Genomic DNA, 19,540 nt, shown 5'->3' on the forward strand with positions numbered 1-19,540 from the left:
TTTATGACATCTTCCCTCACTGTTCTCATCATTGAAGATGATTTTCTGATCCGGACCTGTCTTGTGGAGTTTCTGCAAGACAATGGGATTACAGTGAGGGAAGCCAGTAACTGCGTGGAAGCCATTGCCTGTATTTCTGCTGAACGCAGCCTTGATGCTCTCGTGGCAGATATGTCTCTTCCTGATGGCGACGGCATGAGCCTCAGCCATCAGGCCAGAGAAAAATGGCCTGATCTCCCCGTGATTTACATTAGTGGTCATGGGGACCTTCGGCGGGATGAAGCCTCTGACAATCCGGCTCTGGCCCGCTTTATCTCCAAGCCTTATTCGCTTGCAGCCATTCTGAAAGCACTTCGGGAGATGGCTGAACCTGTTTCAGGATAACACTGTGACGGCTAGCCAAAGTACTTCTACGACGGACGGTGAGGCCCTCACCCGCGCTGAAAACGCCATACAGGCAGGCAATCCGAAACAGGCACTGGACATTCTGGGGCCACTCCCCCCGAGTGACGCCGTTCATCTGGCGAAGGGGCGCGCTTTTTTCCGTTCCGCTCGGTACGCGCAGGCTGCGATAGAACTTGAAGCCGCGAGCAAGCCTTTCGGCGGCCATGCCATCACTACCCTCATTGAGGAAGCAGTTTCCCTTCGTCGCCGGGCTGATCTGCTCCTGCTTATCAAGGAATGCCGTCGCCTCTCCCCGCAAGACACACGTCTTCTGGATGCCTACGGCACCATTCTGATGCATATGGGGCGCTTCGAAGAAGCCGACGTCGCCTTCCGGGAGAGCCTGCAAAGACGCCCCAACGATAAAAATACCCTTAATCTTCTTGTCATGAACCTGACGGAACAGGGCCGGTTTGACGAAGCATTGTCCATTATGGATGACCTCCGCCGCCAGCATCCGGAAGACTGGAAGATCGGCTGCAATACAGCTGCGATCCTGAACAACATCGGCAGGCTGGAAGAGTCAGCTAATGTCTATCGAGAGACCATTCCGCTCGCTCCATACGAACCAGCGCTGCGACTGAACCATTCCATTGCCATGCTCAAGAGCGGTCGAATGGCGCAAGGATGGACAGAACATGAATGGCGCTTTGGCGTCCCTGGGCACACCAACCTGCCCAAAGACACCCTGCTGCCCAATATTTCCCCGACTCTCAATCTTCAGGGCAAGCGCGTGCTCGTCACGCAGGAGGAAGGACTGGGTGATACGTTGATGTATCTGCGGTACATCCCTGCGCTGGCACGAACAGGTGCAGTTGTGCACATCTGGGGATCTTCAACACTGGCAGATCTGTGCCGTCGCGTTGAAGGGGTAGCCGTTGTTCAGCATGGCGGCGAGGCCCCTGCTTTTGACTATCACTGCCCCTTCATCAGTCTTCCCCGCGCATTCTCGGCCACACCTGACGCCATGGGTGCTCCCGTTCCTTACCTAACGGCTGATCCTGGCAAGGCGTCTCAGTGGAAAAAATCCCTGAAGGCTGATCGTAATCTGCGTGTTGGTCTAGTCTGGGCCGGAGGTGCACGCCCGGAAAACACTGGCGCGCAGATGGTGGACCGTCAGCGGTCAATGCCTCTTGCGGCGCTGGCACCCCTCGCGGATGTAGAAGGCGTTACGTTCTACTCCCTGCAGAAAGATGACGCAGCGCTTCAATGCCTGGATTTTCCGGCTCCGCTGGTGGACTTCATGCCCCAGTGTTTGGACATGGACGACACAGCTGCCTTGGTGTCCTGCCTTGATCTGATCATCTCCGTGGATACATCCATGGTTCACTTGGCTGGGGCGTTAGGTAAACCGGTCATCATGATGGACCGCTTCAACAATTGCTGGCGTTGGCTCCACGAGCGCGAAGACAGTCCGTGGTATCCACAGATGCGGATCGTCCGCCAGACCCGTTTCCGGGAGTGGTCGGACGTCGTGACCCGCGTGAAGGTCCTTCTGGAAGACGCCGTTCAGGCTCAGTAATCAAACCCGTAAGACAGACCCACACTTGAGCCGGGATCGTTCTCTGGCGTGGTAAAGCCTGTCACCTGGCCGCCCGTCCCGACTGTCGTATTGAGCTTCAGCCGCTTGGTCAGATCAATCTGGACCTGAGCCTGCGTACCGGAGCCAGAGGTGGCCTGTTTTGCGCCAACATACACGCCCTTCATAACGTATTTTCCCGCTTCAACGCTGGTCCCACCGTTATCAACGCCACCACCGCCACCGACAGCCAGTCGGTCCAGACCAAGGGCATTCCGCACCTTCCCAAGTGGATCGAATGATGATCCGCCGGCAAGCTGTGCGACGGCGGCAGCAAGCTCTGCAAGCTGCGTTGTGGAAAGTGAATGGGCATCCGTTCCGAACAGCAGAATGGCCATGACTTCATCGCGAGGCTGAGTCGGTACAGACGAGAAGTCAATCTTCGGCGCACTGGCATAACCCGTGACAAGAAGGCTCGCGAGCGTTCCCTTGGCATTACGGTCCGCGCGGAAATCCAGTGTCGGGTCAAGCTTGTGGTTAACGCCTGTTCCGTTGAACGCGACGCGACCATGCGTGAAGTTCAGATTAATTCCCGCCAGATTGAAGTTGCCCCGCTTGAGATCGAAACCGCCTGTGATGGACGGGGCGCTACTCGTGCCGCGTACATGCAAGCGGCCCTGCATTTCCGCATCCAGGCCATGCCCCTGGACCACAAACTGTCCCGGCGAAATTACATCAATCCCCAGTCCGATGATGAGGCTGCTGGTATTGTCAGGTGCCTTCTGCCCCGGCCGGACTACGTCAAGCTGCGCGACCGATGCTGGCATCGAGTTCGGAATATTGACCGTCACGCTTGGTAGAACAATCTTCCCATCCACATCCACACGCGTCGTGGCCTGACCGTGGATGTGCAGGTCCGTGTTAATGACGGCTGTTACAAGATCACTTGAGACAGGGCGGGCCTTGTCGGAAATAACCTTGATGTCCACCGGCAGACCGGGACGGAAAATTCCAACCGTACCGTCAAGTGCGATCGTTCCCGGCCCAGCGTGAGCCAGAATATGCTCCAGCGTGAGACTATCGCCCGAAGCGACAACGGCACCATTGATATCCGTCAGACGAACGCCCTGTGCATAGTGGTCAAATGAAACGTTCTGAAGCTCTACACGTCCCGTCGCCCGTGGCTGGCTGGCCGTGCCTGCGACGTTCAGATTGATGCCAACCTGCCCTTTCGCTGCCATTCCACTCGCACCGAGCACGCCATTGGCAACGGAAAGATCGACATGACCTGTTGTGGCCAGTGCAATCGCTCCTTCCTTGGAAAGAGGCGCTGTTCCCCGAACAGCCAGAGCAACTTTCGGCCCGGCTCCAAGCGTCACATCAACTTTAGCCGTCTTTCCGGCCAGACCGATATTGGCCAGAATCTCAGCTGCTGGCAGTGATGCTGCGGGGCCTGTCTGCATTTTCAGGCCATGCGCCGTCAGAGCGACAGTCCCGGTAGGAGCGTCAATCGTTCCCGACAGCTTTGCCTTCGCAGAAATGACACCACTGGCAGCAAGTTCGGGGGCAAAAGGCTTGGCTATGGCGGGGGTCAGCCGGTCAACAGTCGCCGTAAGCGCCAGACGAGGTTTGATGGACCCGGCAATATCAATCGTTGCAGGCGCAACACCCTGTGGGGCCAGTGTCGCCCGCAGATGATCGACCCCCATGACATCTCCGAAAGAGACGTTCGCAGGGCCACCCAGCCGGATATACTCTTCCTTGGCCATTGCCGTCAGACGGTCCACACGCACCGTCTTTTTGGGCAAGTTGAGCAGAACCGCCGCATCCACGTTGGCCGGTGAACCCATGACGTTCTGGAAGGCGCCATTCAGGGTCACCGCCATGGCGGACTGAGGACCTTTGACTGTGGCATGAGCTTTGCCGGTAATATCCCGAGAGCGAACACCCGTTAGATCCAGCGTCAGATCTGGAGCGGGATCGTCAATCGGGTTGGAAATCGTTCCTTTTAGATTGAGAGCCTGCACACTGGCCTGAGCCATGGCGAGTGCACCGTCCAGTCCCAGCTTGACCTGCGGTGGCGTGCCCTGCGGTTCAGTCGTATGGATGGCCAGCGCCAGATGACCTTTGATGGCCTGCCCAATCAGTCGCTGGAAATCCGAAAGATTTTTTATGCTGACGTCCAGATCGCCCAGCGGCACTTTCGCGCCATTCGGGAGGCGGAGTTTCCCCTGCCCCGTCAGGCTGTTCCAGCTCAATTTGTTCAGATCGAGATGGAAAGCACCGTCATCCGTTTTCTGAACAGCCGTATCCAGCGCCAGCGGGGCATGATCCAGTGTTCCATGTGCCGTAAGGGTACCTTGTGGTCGGCCGGGCAAATGCTGGAAATCAGCATCCAGCGCGACTGGGCCCTTGGCGACATCCTTGGTGCCGAACTCACCCTCAAGCCCTGCTTTGACAGCCAGATCATCGGTAGGGCCATCGGCCGTTGCCGTTAGGGTCATGTTGCCCAGAAGTGCTGGGCTGGCCTGCCGCAGATCAGGAAGAGCAACCGTTGCTTTGGTTTGCATCGTGTTGCCATGCGCCAGATCAACAACGGCAGACACCAGTAAATGAAGCGCCTGACCGTCCAGACCAAAACTCTTCACCGTCAGAACATTGGCGGGTGACTTGCTGAGCTGAAGCGCCAGATGACCATCCTTGCCAATCAGATGGAGAGCCTGTGGCTGACCACCCGTAACAGAGATCGTGCCTGAGCTCTCAAGTGTCAGATCATCATGATCGGTCACTGGCATGGCGAAGTCAGCAGCAAGGACCGCGCTACCACTCAGATCCGTACTTCCGATCGCAGCAAGAGGATGCAGATCTGGCAGCGCCAGTGTCACATGACCCTTGGCCGCTGGCTTGACATCAACATTGGCTGCGACGTGCATCAAAGGATGGTCAATCCTGGCGATAACTGGAAGTGTCGCCGCCAGAGGATGAGCCGTCACATCCAGCGTCAGAGGCGCCGAAGCCAGAAGCGTTGGCTGGCTTCCCGGAATGCGCAGACCATCCAAAGCAGCTTGCAGATGGGCAACGGTATCTTCTGGCTTGGCGGCTTCCGTGCCATCGAACGTCGCGTGCAGATGGCCGATGGATGCGCCGCCAGCAGTCAGAGCATCAATATCCAGAAGCCCCTGTCCGGCAGGTGCCTTGAGCGGACCGTGTAGATCCGTGTTCAGAGCTATCGCGTTCCAGCCAATGCCAGGTTTCAACGTCATCGCAGGGGCATTGGCCTTGACGTGAAGGTTCGCGACGTTCGTGTAGAGATTGATCTGCCCTGTTGAAGATGCCGTAATCGGTCCGGCACTCAGGCCGAAATCAAGGACCGCCGCCGTGCGGGGGCCTGCAAGGTTCAGATGCATGTCCACAGGATCAAGCTGCGGAAGCTGTCCGAGTGTGGTTGCAAAGCCGTTGACACCTTCCTTGAAGGTAACGGCGAGAGCCAAACGATCTTTCGGTGTCTGGGCTGAAAGCGTAAGTCCCCCGGCCGCATCCAGGCGGGCCAGTTGCAGGGCAATATCCATCTTGGGCAATGTCTGCATCGTCACGCCATTCAGGAATGGCGCGATAGATGCAATATGAGCGTGACCGTTCAGGCTGAACAGCGTTGCCTTGCCCGTGAAATCAGGACCAATTTCGATCCGACTGACTTTCAGGGCATCCAGATCAACCTGGATATTCAGCTTTGATGGGCTGGAACTGGCTTGGGTTTCAGTCGTCTCTGCCGTTGTGTCAGAAATTGGTTTGCGCAGAAGAGCGAGGCGGTCAGCGCTCAGAACCTTGACGTGCGCATCCATGCCCGCAAGGGACAGAGGCGACCAGCGCAGTTCAAAATTATCCAGTTCGAGCCAGACACCCTTGCTGTCCTTCACGGCAAGTCGCGCAAGCTTCAAATGCTGCGGAAGCGCACCGGACAGACCGGAGATCTGCACCATTCCACCCGTGAGTGGACTAACCTTCTGTTCAATCAGGCGTTGGCCCGGGCCGATGTTGATCCCGACAAGAACGACAACCAGCGCCAGAACAACCAGTCCGAGCGGAACGCCAATAACGAGAGAGACGATCCAGAGAATAATCCTGCGGGCGCGCATCAGAATGTCTCTCCAAGACCAATATACAGTTCCCATTTGTCGCCGTAGGCTGGTCTGTTCATCGGCAGCGCGACATCGACACGAATTGGCCCGATAGGAGTGAAATAGCGCACCCCTCCGCCATAACCCACGCGAAGTGTTCCCTGTCCGGGGCGGGAACCTGTGCCGACCTGTCCGGCGTCCACGAAGCCTGCCAAACCGAGGTTCATGGGCAGTCTCTGCCTGAACTCAACTGTGCCGGCATCCAGAGAGGTGCCACCGATCGCATATTTCGTGTGACCGTATTGCGGGCCTACACCCTGATATCGGAAGCCACGCACTGTCGCCGGTCCACCCGCATAGAGTCGTTGATCTGGCGGGATCTGATACGTTGAGGCGCCCTGCACAGACCCAACTGTTCCACGAACCGCGATAACGCTCTTGCCCGGCTTCGTCAGGCCGATCTTGGCCAGATCGAAATAAGTGGAGACCTGCGCGGACAATAGTGTGAAGAACGATGTTCCGTTCTCCAGCGACACAGAAGGTGTGGCAGACAGAGAGGCCCGAACACCATGCGTGGCCGGATCAATCGGATTTTCCAGCTGAGTGCTATCGTAGGCCGCACTCAGAGGCGCCGATACGATGAAATAGCTTCGTGTATCGCCGAACTGCTGGATCTGCTCCTGCATGCCCATCAGGCCGCCGGACACATACCAGAACTTGCCGAGACGACGTCCGATGCCGCCACGAATAAGGAAGGCGGTCTGATGATAGGAGTACAGAAGCTGACGAATAGCTTCGACACGCAGGCTCAGGTTTTGGTTCTTATGTAGGAAGTCCGGTTTGCTGAAGTCCGCGTAGACATCATAGCCCAGCCCCTGCTGCGCTGACCCTCCAAGACCCGTAATAAGAGCTGTGAGCTTGAGCTGCTCTGCATTGCCCAGCAGATTATGGTGCGTCCAGGTTGCACCGGCACGCCCACCCAGATCCGTCGAATACCCGGCCTGCACCGCAACAGTGCGTCTTTTTGCTTCCTTGAAGCTGAAATTGACCGGCATGGCCTGAAGAACGCCAGGCATGAGCGTCTGGCTTGCGGGAAGTGTGATGATGGGCGGCGCATTATGCACCTGAACGGAAGAAAACACGCCGACTGCTGCCAGATCCTGACGGGCCGCTTCAATTTTGGAGGGCTGGTAAAGCTGCCCTTCCCGGATCGTCAGACGCCGCCGCAGAAAGGACTGATGCACACGCTTGAGGTCATCCATCCCGATTGGACCGATGACAACCTTCGGCCCTTTCCCGACACGAAAAACGATATCAAGGGTCTCATCATGCGGCTGAAGATAGGCCAGCGGCGTAGAGACATCCGCGACGGCGTAACCCTCTTCCTGCAACTGGGTCAGCAGGTTGCCCTGGGCAGCCAGAACGTCTGAAGCAATCGCGGGCTGGCCCGCCTTGAGCTTAAAGGCCTTCTGTTCGTCAGACGTAAGCTCGACCGGCACTCCCTGCCCCGCAGCCTGCCCGGAGGTATCAACGGCGCCCATTTTGTCGGCAGTCTGCGCTTTACTCGAGACCGGGGCAGCACTTCCTTTGGGGGATGGCACTATTTTCGGAACGCCAGAAACATCCGGCTGAGGTTCTGCTTTCGGTGGCGGTGTCGTCAGGATAATTTTGCCAAGGTGAAACTGGTTTCCCTTGCTGACGGAAATCGTGATGGTGACTTTGGCGTCTTTGGGAAGAGTGTTCAGCACGTCCGGCACGGCCGGATCACGTCCGTCTAACTCTCGTGCTCCCGCCTTGATAAGAATTGTAACCGTCCCGGCATAGTACCCCTGAGACTGCAGTGCCGTGTCCACACGGTCATAATCTGACCTGATACGGCCAGCGAGGGCATAGGGCCCGACGGCATGCGTATTCTGAAGCGATTGCAGCTGGGAGGACGCATTTACAGCGGCATCAAGATCAGCATTTTTCGTTGGCTGTATCGTGACCTTGTAGGGAACAGCCTGTTCAGCAGTTTCGCCGGCTACGGGCGCCGTATCTGCCTGGGCCCTGGGCGTATGGCAGCAGACTGCCATTGCCCCAATGGCAAGAGAAAGGGAAACAGCAGATGAGCGACCGCGTGACTTCACCGGAGGTCCTGATAATCCGTTTTGAGAAATGATCGACCCCGAAGAGGCCGAACCACGAAAAGCGAACCGATCGGATGTGGCCGCATACCCTTGTGGCAGTACCCCACGACGCACTGTCAAGTCCATGACAGAAAGACCTTTCGAGGCAGGTATACAATGTTCGTAAGACAAACGAGATTGTCTCCAGCGCCTGAAATCCTTATCACTCAGCACCCATGCCCCATCCTGATGCTCAGCCACCACTCGGCCGCCGTCGCCATAACCGACCGATCATTGACGAAAGTGTCAATTTTCCGGCCGAACAGGCAACGACCCAGTTCTCTGCTTTCAGCCGTACTGCCTGTGTGGCAAGGCTCGCAGCTGTTCTGATCTGGGCATTCTGGGTCTCTATCATCCAGTTCGTACTCATTCGCCTTCCTGGCTCCGGCAAGATTCGGGTGCCCCGGATATTCTGGCGCATGATCAGCTGTATTCTCGGCTTGCAGGTTCGCATCGTGGGAACAAGAGCCGGAAAAATCCTGAACGCCAAGGACGTCCAGCGCGGAGAACGTCCTATCATTTATGTCGCGAACCATTGCTCGTGGCTGGATATCCCTGTTGTTGGCGGCACGCTTCACACTGTTTTTGTTGCGAAAGGTGAAGTTGGCTCCTGGCCACTGATCGGCACCATCTCGCGGCTGGGCAGAACAATATTTGTAAGCCGCAACAGGCAGAATACTGGCAAAGAGCTACAGGAAATGACTGAACATCTCTGGAATGGAGATGACATCGTTCTGTTCCCTGAAGGAACATCGACGGACGGCTCCCGTGTTCTGCCCTTTCTTTCCTCGTTTTTTGCCGTCGCAAAGCCTGGACGGCTTGATCAGGCTGGCATGCCAAAGCCTCCACCAACGCTCGTTCAGCCTGTGTCTATCGTTTATGATCGCCTGGAAGGGCTGCCAGTCGGCCGCAGTCGCCGATCTGTTTTCTCCTGGTACGGAGACATGGACCTGACGCCTCACCTGTGGTCTTTCTGCCAATGGCGCTCAATGCGGGCTACAATTCTGCTGCATCCCCCGTTGGATCCGGAAAATTTCCGTTCCCGGAAAGAGCTGGCAAACGCCACATTCAAGGCTGTCAGCGAAGGCGCAGCACAACTCCGGCAGGGACTGGTTCCTGACGACCAGAACTGAACTTCATTATCTTTGGACCAAACCAAGGTTTGTCTTGACTTGCAGGCGAGCGCCGCGTCACTTTCAGTTTCATTGATGGGAGCAATTCAGCGTCCATCCGGAGATGGTGATGCCGCTTCAGGCCAGTCTGACATGCCGGTCCAGTCTCATGTTTGACCTTTCCTCTGTCAGGGTGGGCTTGACCCCGCTGCCCGCAGCCCTGATGTGTGTGCCTGATATTGCCAGCCCCGGATTGAAACCTTGACCACCGAGACTTCCGCCTCCGCGCCCGCCCCTGCCGAACGTGCCCGTCATGGCCTGCATGTCATTACATGGGGCTGCCAGATGAACGTCTATGACAGCGCGCGCATGGCCGATGTCCTGCGCCCGCTGGGGTATGGCCCTGTCGACACGCCAGAGGCTGCTGACATGGTGATTCTCAACACCTGTCACATCCGTGAACGGGCTACGGAAAAGGTTTTCTCCGAGCTTGGACGGCTGCGCAAAATTCGTGATGAACGAATTGAGAACGGTCAGGATCGCAGCATCATTGCTGTCGCAGGATGTGTGGCACAGGCCGCAGGAGAAGAAATTCTTCGCCGTGCGCCATACGTCGATCTGGTGCTTGGGCCTCAGACCTACCATCGCCTTCCGGAAATGGTGGCTCGGGCCGCACGCGCTGGTGGCGCTGTCATCGAAACAGACTTCCCGGCCGAACAGAAATTTGACTTCCTGCCCGCCGAAGCTGCGCCGCAATCCTCAGGCAATCTCACAGCCTTTCTGACCATTCAGGAAGGCTGCGACAAATTTTGCTCTTTCTGCGTCGTTCCCTACACGCGAGGCGCGGAAACCAGCCGCCCCGTTGCATCGGTCATGGCAGAAGCCCGCCGGATGGTTGCTGCAGGCGTGCGGGAAATCACCCTGCTGGGCCAGAACGTCAACGCCTATCACGGCGACAACGGCCAGGGCGGAAGCGCAACACTGGCTGAGCTGGCTGCCGAGCTGGGCCAGCTGGATGGGCTGGATCGCATTCGGTACATGACTTCACACCCACGCGATGTGGACCAGAGCCTCATTGACGCGCACCGTGATAACCGTGCCCTGATGCCTTTCCTCCATCTGCCGGTTCAAAGTGGTTCGGACCGCATCCTGAAAGCCATGAACCGTGGCCACACGGCGGATGAATATCGCGAGAGCGTCCGTCGCCTGAGGGAAGCTCGTCCAGACCTGGCACTGTCTTCTGATTTTATCGTGGGACATCCCGGTGAAACAGAAGAAGACTTTGAAGCCACGATGCAGCTCGTCCGCGATATTGGCTTCGCCATGGCCTACAGCTTCACATATTCCCCCCGTCCCGGCACCCCAGCCGCTGGCCAGCCTTTTCAGGTGGCCGAAGACGTGAAGACCCGTCGTCTGGCAGAGCTTCAGGCCCTTCTGCGTGAACAGCAGGATGCGTTCAATGCAGACATGGTCGGCACGGTTCAGGATATTCTCATTACGGGGAAAGGCCGCAAGCCAGGACAGCTTTCCGGCCGGTCTCCGTATCTCCAGCCCGTTCATTTCGAAGGGCCGGACCATTTGATTGGCACCATCGCCAAGGTCGCCATCACCACTCGCATGACCAACTCACTTGGTGGAACCCTCATCCGGGAGACAGCCTCCGCTTGCTGACAACACCCCCGACGCGCTCCGTCGCCGCCCCTGGTGGTACCGAAGGCAATCGCACCGTCGCATTGCGCTTCAATGACAATATTCTCCTCCAGAGACTTCTGGGAGATCATGACAGGCACCTCGTCCAGCTTGAGGAGGGGTTCAATGTCAGGCTTTCATGCCGCGGCAACAAAATCGCCATTTCAGGCGAAACAGATGCCGTAGGCCGCGCTCAGGCAGCTATCGTTGCGCTGTACAATCAGCTTGAACAGGGCGGCACTATCGACAGCTCGCAGGTTGATGGTGTGATCCGGATGACTGCGCTCCCTACACGGCATCACGAACGCCAACGCGCTGCTGTTCCCCCGGCCCCACCCTCCAGGCAGCAACAGCCTCGTCGCGAAGCAGGTCAGCACAAACCTACCCCTCAAAATTTCCAGACCTCTCCGACGTCTGCTCCTCTGACCGATCTTCCGGCCATTCGCACCAAACGCGGTGTGATTGCTCCGCGGTCTCATGGGCAGGCCGCATATATGGAAATGTTGGGCCGGACTGATCTGGTTTTCGGAATTGGCCCTGCCGGAACCGGCAAAACATATCTGGCAGTTGCTCAGGGCGTTGCCATGCTTCTTGCCGGACAGGTGGACCGGATCATTCTTTCCCGCCCGGCTGTTGAAGCAGGCGAGCGTCTGGGTTTCCTGCCCGGCGATATGCGGGAAAAAATCGACCCCTATCTTCGCCCGCTTTACGATGCCCTGAATGACATGATGCCGGGTGACCAGGTCGTGCGACGGATGGGCACGGGCGAGATCGAAGTTGCCCCGCTGGCTTTCATGCGCGGCAGAACGCTCGCCCATTCTTTCGTCATTCTGGATGAAGCCCAGAACACGACCCCAGCCCAGATGAAGATGTTTCTGACCCGCATGGGTGAAGGCACACGCATGGCTGTTACAGGTGACCTCAGTCAGATTGATCTGCCCAACGGGGTATCATCTGGGCTAAGGGAAGCCGTCGAGACCCTGGAAGGTATCAAGGGAATCGGCATCACTCGCTTTACATCCGTTGATGTGGTGCGCCATCCGCTGGTCGCCCGTATCGTCGATGCCTATGAACAGAAAGCGCCTGCCCCCCTGGATAATTTCCGGGATCGGCCGCGCCGGGATAACAATGGAACCTCCAAGTCGTCACGCCGGTACTGACATCATCATCGAGGACGCCAGATGGCGTTCCTCGGTCTCTGATACAGAGCGCACGATCCATCGTGCGCTCACCGTCGTCGCCCGTCAGGGTGGCCCGGATTTCAGCCGGTCTCCTGCTCCGTCGATTCTTCTCTCGACAGATCGGATCGTAAAGCGGCTCAATGCCCGCTTCCGCAACAAGAACAAACCCACGAACGTTCTGACGTTCGAGCCGGTCTCTCCCCTTCACGGCGGAGATATCATTCTGGGTTACGAGACAGTCCGGAAAGAAGCGGATGCTGCCCATCGCAGCATGCGCGCTCATCTGTCCCATCTCGTGGTTCATGGGGCCCTGCATCTTGCAGGCTACGATCATTATCTTCCCGGCGAAGCCCGGGACATGGAAGGGGTTGAAACCCGCACGATGCGCCAGCTTGGTTTTGGCGATCCATGGCGACAGGCAGGAAGACGGGCATGAGCGAAGACATTACTGACCGTTCAGACGACGGTAGAAAGAATTCCCGCGGATTGTTCGGACTGTTCGGCCGCCGCAACCGTGATCAGGGTCTGCGCGAGTCCATTGCTACACTTGTCCACGAAGCCGCCCAGCCCTTCGAAGAGACGGGAGATGAGCCGGAACTGGACAGGCAGGAACGTGCCCTCATCATGAATGTCCTGCGCCTGCGAGACATCACGGCAGATGACGTGATGATCCCGCGAGCAGATATCATTGCCATGTCAGAGAGCATATCCTTCAACGATGCCCTGGATCACATGCGTCGGGAAAACCATTCCCGTATGCCGGTCTATCGCGGCCAGCTCGACGATATCGCGGGCATGATCCATGTGAAGGATCTGGTGGCGTATGTTGATGACCCTGAGGCATTCGACATCCGCCCGCTTCTTCGTCAGCCGCTGATGATTGCTCCGACCATTCCGGTGCTTGATCTGCTGCTACAGATGCGTCAGCGCCGGATGCACATGGCCCTTGTCATTGATGAATACGGTAGCATCGACGGCCTCGTCACGATCGAAGATCTGATCGAGACGATTGTGGGTGATATTTCGGACGAACACGACGACCCTGTCACGACCCCGTGGGTAGAACGCGCGGATGGGTCTTTCGATATTGATGCCCGTCTGCCCGTCCGCCAGCTTGAGGAACGGCTGGGGGCTGTGCTCACAGATGCTGAGCGCGAAGCCGAGATCGAGACAGTTGGTGGACTTGTCTTCCGTCTGGCAGAGCATGTTCCGGCAAAAGACGAAGTTCTGACCCATGAGAGCGGGCTGGAATTTCGCGTTCTGGATGCGGATGCGCGCCATATTCGCGCCTTGCGGATGCGGGTGCCGGAAAGCTGGGAAAAGAGGCCCCTGCCCGATACGGGACAGCAGGACGACGAACGCGGGTCTTGACGTCTGAGCCAGATCAGCGTTGTGAGTAGGACATCTTGTCCGTAGTGGAGCCTTGTCCATGACCCTTGGCCGTCGTGCATTTCTCGTTGCCGGGCCTGCCCTTGCGGCAGTTGCGTCATTTTCTTCCGCGCATGCAGAAGAAAATGGACTTCCCTCGACTGATCCCCGGATGGGTCCGCGCGTTCTGGGATCGCCAGATGCCAAGGTTCAGGTCGATGAGTGGTTTTCGCTCACCTGTTCTCACTGTGCTCACTTCGCACAGACCATCTTTCCCCAGATCAAGACCAACCTGATCGATACTGGAAAAATCCGGTATCGCTATCATGACTTCCCCTTGGATCAGGTCGCACTTCTGGCCGCCATGCTAGCCCGGTCTCTTCCTGCAGATCGCTACGCCCCTTTTGTGGACGATCTTCTACGGACACAGGATCAGTGGGCATTTGCTCAAAACATCGATCCCATACAAGAACTGAAGAAGCGCGCCACCCTGGCAGGCATCTCAGCGGCTGAGTTCGACAGGATCAACACCGATAATGCTCTGCGTGAAGCCATTGTGAACCGTCAGGACCGCGATGGTGCTTTTCTTCAGATCCAGGGTACTCCTTATTTCCGCATCAATGACGTTCCGGCACCGGATGTCGTCTCCAGCTATGATGCGTTCGCCAAAGCAGTTGCAAAGGCTTCCTGAATGACCCGTCCCATGATTTCCCGCCGCTTCATCCTGTCCGCAGCACCAGCGTTGGCCGTTGCTGGTACGGCAGCCCGTGCAGCAGATGCGCCGCCGGCCCTGCCTGCCAATGACCCGCGCATGGGACCGCGCATCATTGGCAATCCGAATGCCAAGGTGCTGGTACAGGAGTGGTTTTCCCTGACCTGCACGCATTGCGCCCATTTCGGAACGGAAGAATTCCCGAAGATCAAAGAACAGCTCATTGATACCGGTAAGATCCGCTATCAGTTCCATGATTTCTGCGGAGACCGCGTCGGCCTGACCGCCGCCATGGTGGCCCGTTCCCTGCCAGAAGACCGATACGTACCTTTCATTGGTGCACTGCTCTCCAGCCAGATGCAGTGGGCCTTCGCTTCGGGTGGCGACCCGATGCAGCGGCTTCAACAGATGTCGGCTCTGGCGGGCGTCTCCGCTGCCCAGTTCAAGAGCATCAGCGAAGACACGGCGTTCATGCAGGCCATGTTCAATCAGGTGCAGAAGGATGCGGACACCTATAGCATCCAGGGCACGCCATATTTCCGCTTCAACAACACGCACTACGATCAGGACCCGGAAACCTACGAGAAGTTTGCCGATCTGGTCTCCAAGGCCTCCTGACCTCTTTCAGGGCGTTTCATAAACACCAATGTCAACGCACACCACGACGATCAGCCGCCTGACGATCGGCGGCTTCAAAAGCTTCGCCGATGAGGTGCGCGTTGACATCCTTCCGGGCCTGACGGGCATTATCGGCCCGAATGGCTGTGGCAAATCCAATGTTGTCGAAGGCCTGCGCTGGGCCATGGGTGAGACTTCCGCCCGCGCCCTTCGGGGTGGCGAGCTGGACGATCTGATCTTTGCAGGAACAGGCGCACGTTCCGCCCGGAACATCGCTCAGGTCACGCTCCATCTGACCGGCGCGAAGGGTCTTGCCCCTGCTCCGTTTCAGGATGCTGAAGACCTCGAAATCACGCGTCGTGCAGAGCGTGGCTCGGGCAGCGAATACCGTATCAATGGCCGCGTCATGCGTGCGCGTGACGTACAGACGCTTTTTGCTGATCTGGCGTCCGGTGCGCGCAGTTCCGCCATCGTCAGCCAGAACCGTGTTGGCCAGCTTATCGCAGCCAAGCCGGAAGAGCGTCGCCTTCTGCTGGAAGAAGCCGCTGGCATCACCGGCCTTCATGCCCGCCGTCATGACGCGGAACTGAAACTCCGCCAGACCGAGACCAACCTGTCCCGTGCGGAAGACCTTCGCCTTCAGATTGAAGAACGCCTTGGCAGTCTCGAAGAGCAGACCGTTCAGGCGCGGAAATATCGTGAGCTCTCCGAGAAACTACGTGAAGCCGAGGTTCAGCTTCATGCGCTTCTCCATGCCCGCGCCAATCTTGCCGTACAACGCAGCAAAGATGATCTGGCCAAAGCCCGTGAGGCTCTCCGAAAAGCTGAGCAGGAAGCCGAACACGCGACTATCGCGGAATTCGAAGCCCGCAAGGCCACGCCACAGGCCCGAGAAGAAACAGACCGCCTCCGCAGTGCTTTAGAGCGCCTGAAAGTGCAGTCCGAGACGGCACGGGTCGATGTCACGCGTGCAAGAGAAGCAGAGGCCGAAGCACTGGCGCGCTTCCAGCAGGCCGAAACAGATTTTACCCGAAGCACGGAACGGCTCTCGCAGGATCGAGCCGCCCAGGCGGCCGCTCTTGCAGATTTGGAAGCGCAGGAAAAGGAACACGCCCAGCTTCCTGAACAACGCGCTCAAGCCACCGAAGAGCAGAACCGGCTCGCAGCACTTGAGCGAACGCAGACAGCATCTCTGGAAGCAGCGGTCCGTCTGCGGGACGCAGAAGCGATCCGCCGCGATGGACTCAAAAGCGCTCTGGATGCGCTGACAACGCGGCTCGATGCTGAAACAGGCGCTCTTCAGGCGCTTGAAGCAGAACTGACTGCGCTGGAACAAGAACGACCTGACGATGCTGCTCTGGAGAGCCTGCGCCAACAGGTTGATGTCGCCATCAGTGAAGCTGAAGACGCCAGACAGATCGAAGCTGCTGCTCTTGCCACGCTTCAGGATGCGCGTCTGGCAATGGAATTGCAGGGCCGCACACTCGAAGACGGACGGCAACGGCTGACTGCTCTGGAAAAGACCGAGGCAGATTTGAAGCGTCGCCTTCAGGCGGCGACAGACCGCCTGTCTCAGGACCGGAGCGCCCATGCCCAGACAGCAACCGCTCTTCTGACGGATGCAAAGCGCGCCGAGCTTCGTGCTCAGAGGGAAAAGACCCTGCAGGCATTGGAAGATATTTCTGCGCGGGAACTCATAGCACGGCAGGCTCTGGATGAGGCCAATGCGGCATGGCTTGAAACCCGCGCGAAGGCCGAGGAAGGCGTTCAGCGCCATAAGGGTCTTCTGCGTGCAAAAGAAAGCACACAGCAGGCCGCCAATCAGGCGACCCAGCGCACAGAAACGGCTCTTCGAGAGCGGGATACCGCCGCGAACGTTCTTGTGCCGGACACTGACGTAGCAGTCCTTCGAGCAGCCGTCGCAGATCTGGAAACGAGACTGGACGCCCTTCAAGGCGCTCTTTCCGAGGCTGAAAAGGCCCTTTCTTCCGCGTCCGAATCGGAGAGCTCTACTCGTGAGACTCTGACTCGCACAGAAGGCACGATCCTGCGCCTGCGTTCGGAATGTGAAGGGCTGGAACAGACGCTTGCAGCCGTTGCCGCGCAGCCAGACCCTCTGGAAGACAGACTTGATATTCCTGCGGATCTGGCACGGGCCGTCGCTGCAGCACTGGCGGATGGGCTCGATGCCTCGCTCGCGCCCACGACCGTCGCAGCCGACCGTCGATGGCTTGCTCTCACAGCGCTAGACAGCCCACGGATTGATTCCTGCCCGCCCCTCTCGTCTCTAGTTGCGGCACCAGACGCTGTTAAACGCTGCCTAGACGCTGTTTTCCTGCTGGATGATCCCGGTAGAGGTGCCGCTCTTCAAACACATCTCCAGCCCGGTCAGGCGCTTGTCTGCCGGAATGGCGCTCTGTGGAGATGGGACGGTTTCATTCGCTCGGGAGACGCGCCTGATGCCGGCGCCGCCCGTCTGGAGCAAAGGCAACGCCTGACACAGGCCCGCGCCCTCCTAACGGAGCAGGAAAAGGGCCTTCCGGCCGTACAGAGCGCTTTCCAAGAAGCCCAGCGCACTCGCGTCGAAACGGAACAGACCTTGCAACGTCTTCGGTCGGAACGTTCGGGGCTGGAGCCTGAACTGAGCAAGGCCCGCACGCAGCTCTCGTCACGCGAACAGCAGGCTGCACTGGCAAAAGGTCGATGGGAAGAAGCGGAACGTCGTTTGTCAGACGCCGAGGCCGCTGCGAAAAGCGCACGCTCGGACGCTGAGAAAGCCGCGGCCGATTATGACGCTCATCCTTCTCCGGCAGCTCTGACGGACACGGCTGGACATGCGGCTCAGGTCGTGGAGGGGACTCGAACAGCTCTCACGGCACTGACGCGGGACCTCCAAAAAGCCCGAACAGAGACCGAACAGGCTGATCGCACGTTGGATCAGGCTGTTCTGCGTCATGAGACAGCGCAGACACGCCTTCAGGAACTGGAAGAGACCTTGAAAAGGCTGGAGCGGGACATTGATGCTCTTCAAACAGAACTTGAAGCCACAAGAACCGCCACAGACCGCCCGGATCTTCCGGATCTGGAGCGCCGTGAAGCCGTAGCCCGTCAGCAACATCAGGACGCCCGGCAGAAACTTGAAACCGCGAGTAAGACCACGGGCGACCTCCGCCAGAAGGCAGATCGCCTTTCTGCCGAATTGCAAACCCTGGACCAGTCCGCCACAGCAGCCCTCGCGCGCCGCACAGCTCTTGCGCCACGTGCGGCGGAGCTTAAGGCGCTCGTCGAGAAGCTCACAAAGGACCATCAGGCGCAGGACGCTGCCATAGCAGAACGTCCCAACCCCGCACGTCTGGAACGAACCGTACTGGACGGCACTGCGGAGCTGGAACAAACGCGCACGGCACTTCAGGCGGTCCGGGAGAGCCTGTCTCATCTTGCGCTGGAAGATATGCGCCTGAACGGGAGTATCGCGGCGCTCAGAGGACGGCTATCCGACCTTGAGGGACAGATTTCTCTAGCCGTTCAATCCCATGCGGAACTGGAAGAGCGCCGGAACACGCTGGAAGACGCTTGGAATAAAGCAGCCCATAGTCCGGTTCGCCTCGAAGCTGCCTTGAAGCAGCAGGATCTGGATCTCGAGAAGGCTCAGGCGGCCTATGATGAAGCCCGCGCCAAAGACGAAGCCACCGATCAGGCTGGTCAGGCTGCGCAGGAGCGTCGTCGGGAGGCTGATTTGGCTCTGTCCTCCGCACGCGAGGCCATTGCCCGGCACACGGAACGCGCTGAACAGGCGATGGCTGCCCGTGAACGTCTATTGACGGAAAGCGACCCGCCAGAAGGAGGCGTTTATCCGTCAGATCTGTCAGAGCAGGCTGAAACGTCCACCCGCCGCCGCCTTTCCCGCCTCACCCGGGAACGGGACGATCTGGGAGCCGTCAATCTACGGGCCGAGACAGAATATCAGGATGCAAAGCAGACTGCCGAGACCATCGCCCGCGAGCATGAAGAGCTGACAGCGGCCATCAATCGACTGCGTGGCGGCATCGGAACCATCAACCGTGAGGGGCGCGAGAGGCTTCTGGCCGTCTTCACGGAAGTGGACCGGCATTTTCAGTCATTGTTCTCACGCATGTTCGGGGGTGGCCGTGCACATCTGGGTATGGTCGGGAGTGATGACCCACTGGAAGCCGGTCTGGAAATTTTTGCCCAGCCGCCGGGGAAAAAGCTCTCCACCCTGTCCCTGCTGTCCGGCGGCGAGCAGGCTCTGACAGCCCTTTCTCTTATATTCGCGACGTTCCGCTGTAACCCTGCGCCAATTTGCGTACTGGATGAAGTGGATGCGCCGCTCGATGATGCCAACGTGGAACGCTTCTGTTCCCTGTTGGCCGATATGACCAAGGAAGCCGGTACGCGCTTCCTTGTTGTGACCCATCATCAGCTCACCATGGCACACATGGACAGGCTTTATGGTGTTACGATGCAGGAACGTGGTGTAAGCCGGGTATTGTCGGTTGATCTGGGGCGTGCTGCCGCTCTTGTCGAAGGCTGAAGTCTTTTTTCTTCAATCGAAAATTGACGTTAAGGCGTTGAAGCCTTTTGATAGACAAA

Annotated in this window: 12 protein-coding genes; 10 read left to right on the forward strand and 2 right to left on the reverse strand. The window is 58.2% G+C overall.

From position 1 onward, the window contains the following. The first annotated feature begins 3 nt into the window (after positions 1-3). Together KP705_RS00540 and KP705_RS00545 are read left to right on the forward strand one after the other, a co-directional pair. Positions 4-384, forward strand: a complete 381-nt coding sequence (locus KP705_RS00540) for a response regulator (RefSeq protein WP_211513102.1) — start codon at positions 4-6, stop codon at positions 382-384. 4 nt (positions 385-388) lie between these two features. Further along, positions 389-1,966, forward strand: a complete 1,578-nt coding sequence (locus KP705_RS00545; protein WP_215763817.1) for a tetratricopeptide repeat protein — start codon at positions 389-391, stop codon at positions 1,964-1,966. Here KP705_RS00545 and KP705_RS00550 read toward each other — a convergent pair. Together KP705_RS00550 and KP705_RS00555 are read right to left on the reverse strand one after the other, a co-directional pair. Next, on the reverse strand, positions 1,960-6,099 hold the full coding sequence (locus tag KP705_RS00550) for a translocation/assembly module TamB domain-containing protein (protein WP_215763818.1): 4,140 nt from the start codon (positions 6,097-6,099) through the stop codon (positions 1,960-1,962). The genes KP705_RS00545 and KP705_RS00550 overlap by 7 nt on opposite strands. Then, positions 6,099-8,210: an autotransporter assembly complex family protein gene (locus KP705_RS00555; RefSeq protein WP_215763819.1), complete on the reverse strand. Its 2,112-nt coding sequence runs from the start codon at positions 8,208-8,210 to the stop codon at positions 6,099-6,101. Before KP705_RS00555 ends, KP705_RS00550 begins: the two co-directional genes overlap by 1 nt. Before the next feature lie 215 nt (positions 8,211-8,425). Here KP705_RS00555 and KP705_RS00560 point away from each other — a divergent pair, with 215 nt between their 5' ends. From KP705_RS00560 to KP705_RS00595, 8 genes are all read left to right on the forward strand, one after another. Next, a complete protein-coding gene (locus KP705_RS00560) occupies positions 8,426-9,382 on the forward strand; it encodes a 1-acyl-sn-glycerol-3-phosphate acyltransferase (RefSeq protein WP_215763820.1) in 957 nt (318 codons plus the stop codon). A gap of 240 nt (positions 9,383-9,622) precedes the next feature. Continuing rightward, positions 9,623-11,032, forward strand: a complete 1,410-nt coding sequence (gene miaB / locus KP705_RS00565; protein ID WP_215763821.1) for a tRNA (N6-isopentenyl adenosine(37)-C2)-methylthiotransferase MiaB — start codon at positions 9,623-9,625, stop codon at positions 11,030-11,032. Continuing rightward, positions 11,026-12,210: a PhoH family protein gene (locus KP705_RS00570; RefSeq protein WP_215763822.1), complete on the forward strand. Its 1,185-nt coding sequence runs from the start codon at positions 11,026-11,028 to the stop codon at positions 12,208-12,210. Before miaB ends, KP705_RS00570 begins: the two co-directional genes overlap by 7 nt. After that, a complete protein-coding gene (gene ybeY / locus KP705_RS00575) occupies positions 12,179-12,667 on the forward strand; it encodes an rRNA maturation RNase YbeY (protein WP_046899572.1) in 489 nt (162 codons plus the stop codon). Before KP705_RS00570 ends, ybeY begins: the two co-directional genes overlap by 32 nt. Then, complete coding sequence (locus KP705_RS00580; RefSeq protein ID WP_046899573.1) at positions 12,664-13,602, forward strand: hemolysin family protein; 939 nt, start codon at positions 12,664-12,666, stop codon at positions 13,600-13,602. Before ybeY ends, KP705_RS00580 begins: the two co-directional genes overlap by 4 nt. A gap of 58 nt (positions 13,603-13,660) precedes the next feature. Next, entirely contained in the window at positions 13,661-14,290 is a 630-nt protein-coding gene (locus KP705_RS00585; protein WP_046899574.1) for a thioredoxin domain-containing protein, read from the forward strand. Continuing rightward, on the forward strand, positions 14,291-14,929 hold the full coding sequence (locus KP705_RS00590; protein ID WP_052750010.1) for a thioredoxin domain-containing protein: 639 nt from the start codon (positions 14,291-14,293) through the stop codon (positions 14,927-14,929). Between the two features lie 28 nt (positions 14,930-14,957). After that, entirely contained in the window at positions 14,958-19,481 is a 4,524-nt protein-coding gene (locus tag KP705_RS00595; RefSeq protein ID WP_215763823.1) for an AAA family ATPase, read from the forward strand. Positions 19,482-19,540 lie beyond the last annotated feature (59 nt).

It is taken from the genome of Gluconobacter sp. P1D12_c, assembly GCF_018812105.1.
In the GTDB taxonomy this organism is placed as follows: domain Bacteria; phylum Pseudomonadota; class Alphaproteobacteria; order Acetobacterales; family Acetobacteraceae; genus Gluconobacter; species Gluconobacter oxydans_A.

Excerpts from the sequence above, each read along its gene's own strand:
- KP705_RS00590 (WP_052750010.1), top strand. The coding sequence starts at position 14,291 with ATGACCCGTCCCATGATTTCCCGCCGCTTCATCCTGTCCGCAGCACCA.
- KP705_RS00580 (WP_046899573.1), top strand. The coding sequence starts at position 12,664 with ATGAGCGAAGACATTACTGACCGTTCAGACGACGGTAGAAAGAATTCC.
- KP705_RS00550 (WP_215763818.1), bottom strand. The coding sequence starts at position 6,099 with ATGCGCGCCCGCAGGATTATTCTCTGGATCGTCTCTCTCGTTATTGGC.
- KP705_RS00595 (WP_215763823.1), top strand. The coding sequence starts at position 14,958 with ATGTCAACGCACACCACGACGATCAGCCGCCTGACGATCGGCGGCTTC.
- KP705_RS00560 (WP_215763820.1), top strand. The coding sequence starts at position 8,426 with ATGCCCCATCCTGATGCTCAGCCACCACTCGGCCGCCGTCGCCATAAC.
- ybeY (WP_046899572.1), top strand. The coding sequence starts at position 12,179 with ATGGAACCTCCAAGTCGTCACGCCGGTACTGACATCATCATCGAGGAC.
- KP705_RS00585 (WP_046899574.1), top strand. The coding sequence starts at position 13,661 with ATGACCCTTGGCCGTCGTGCATTTCTCGTTGCCGGGCCTGCCCTTGCG.
- KP705_RS00540 (WP_211513102.1), top strand. The coding sequence starts at position 4 with ATGACATCTTCCCTCACTGTTCTCATCATTGAAGATGATTTTCTGATC.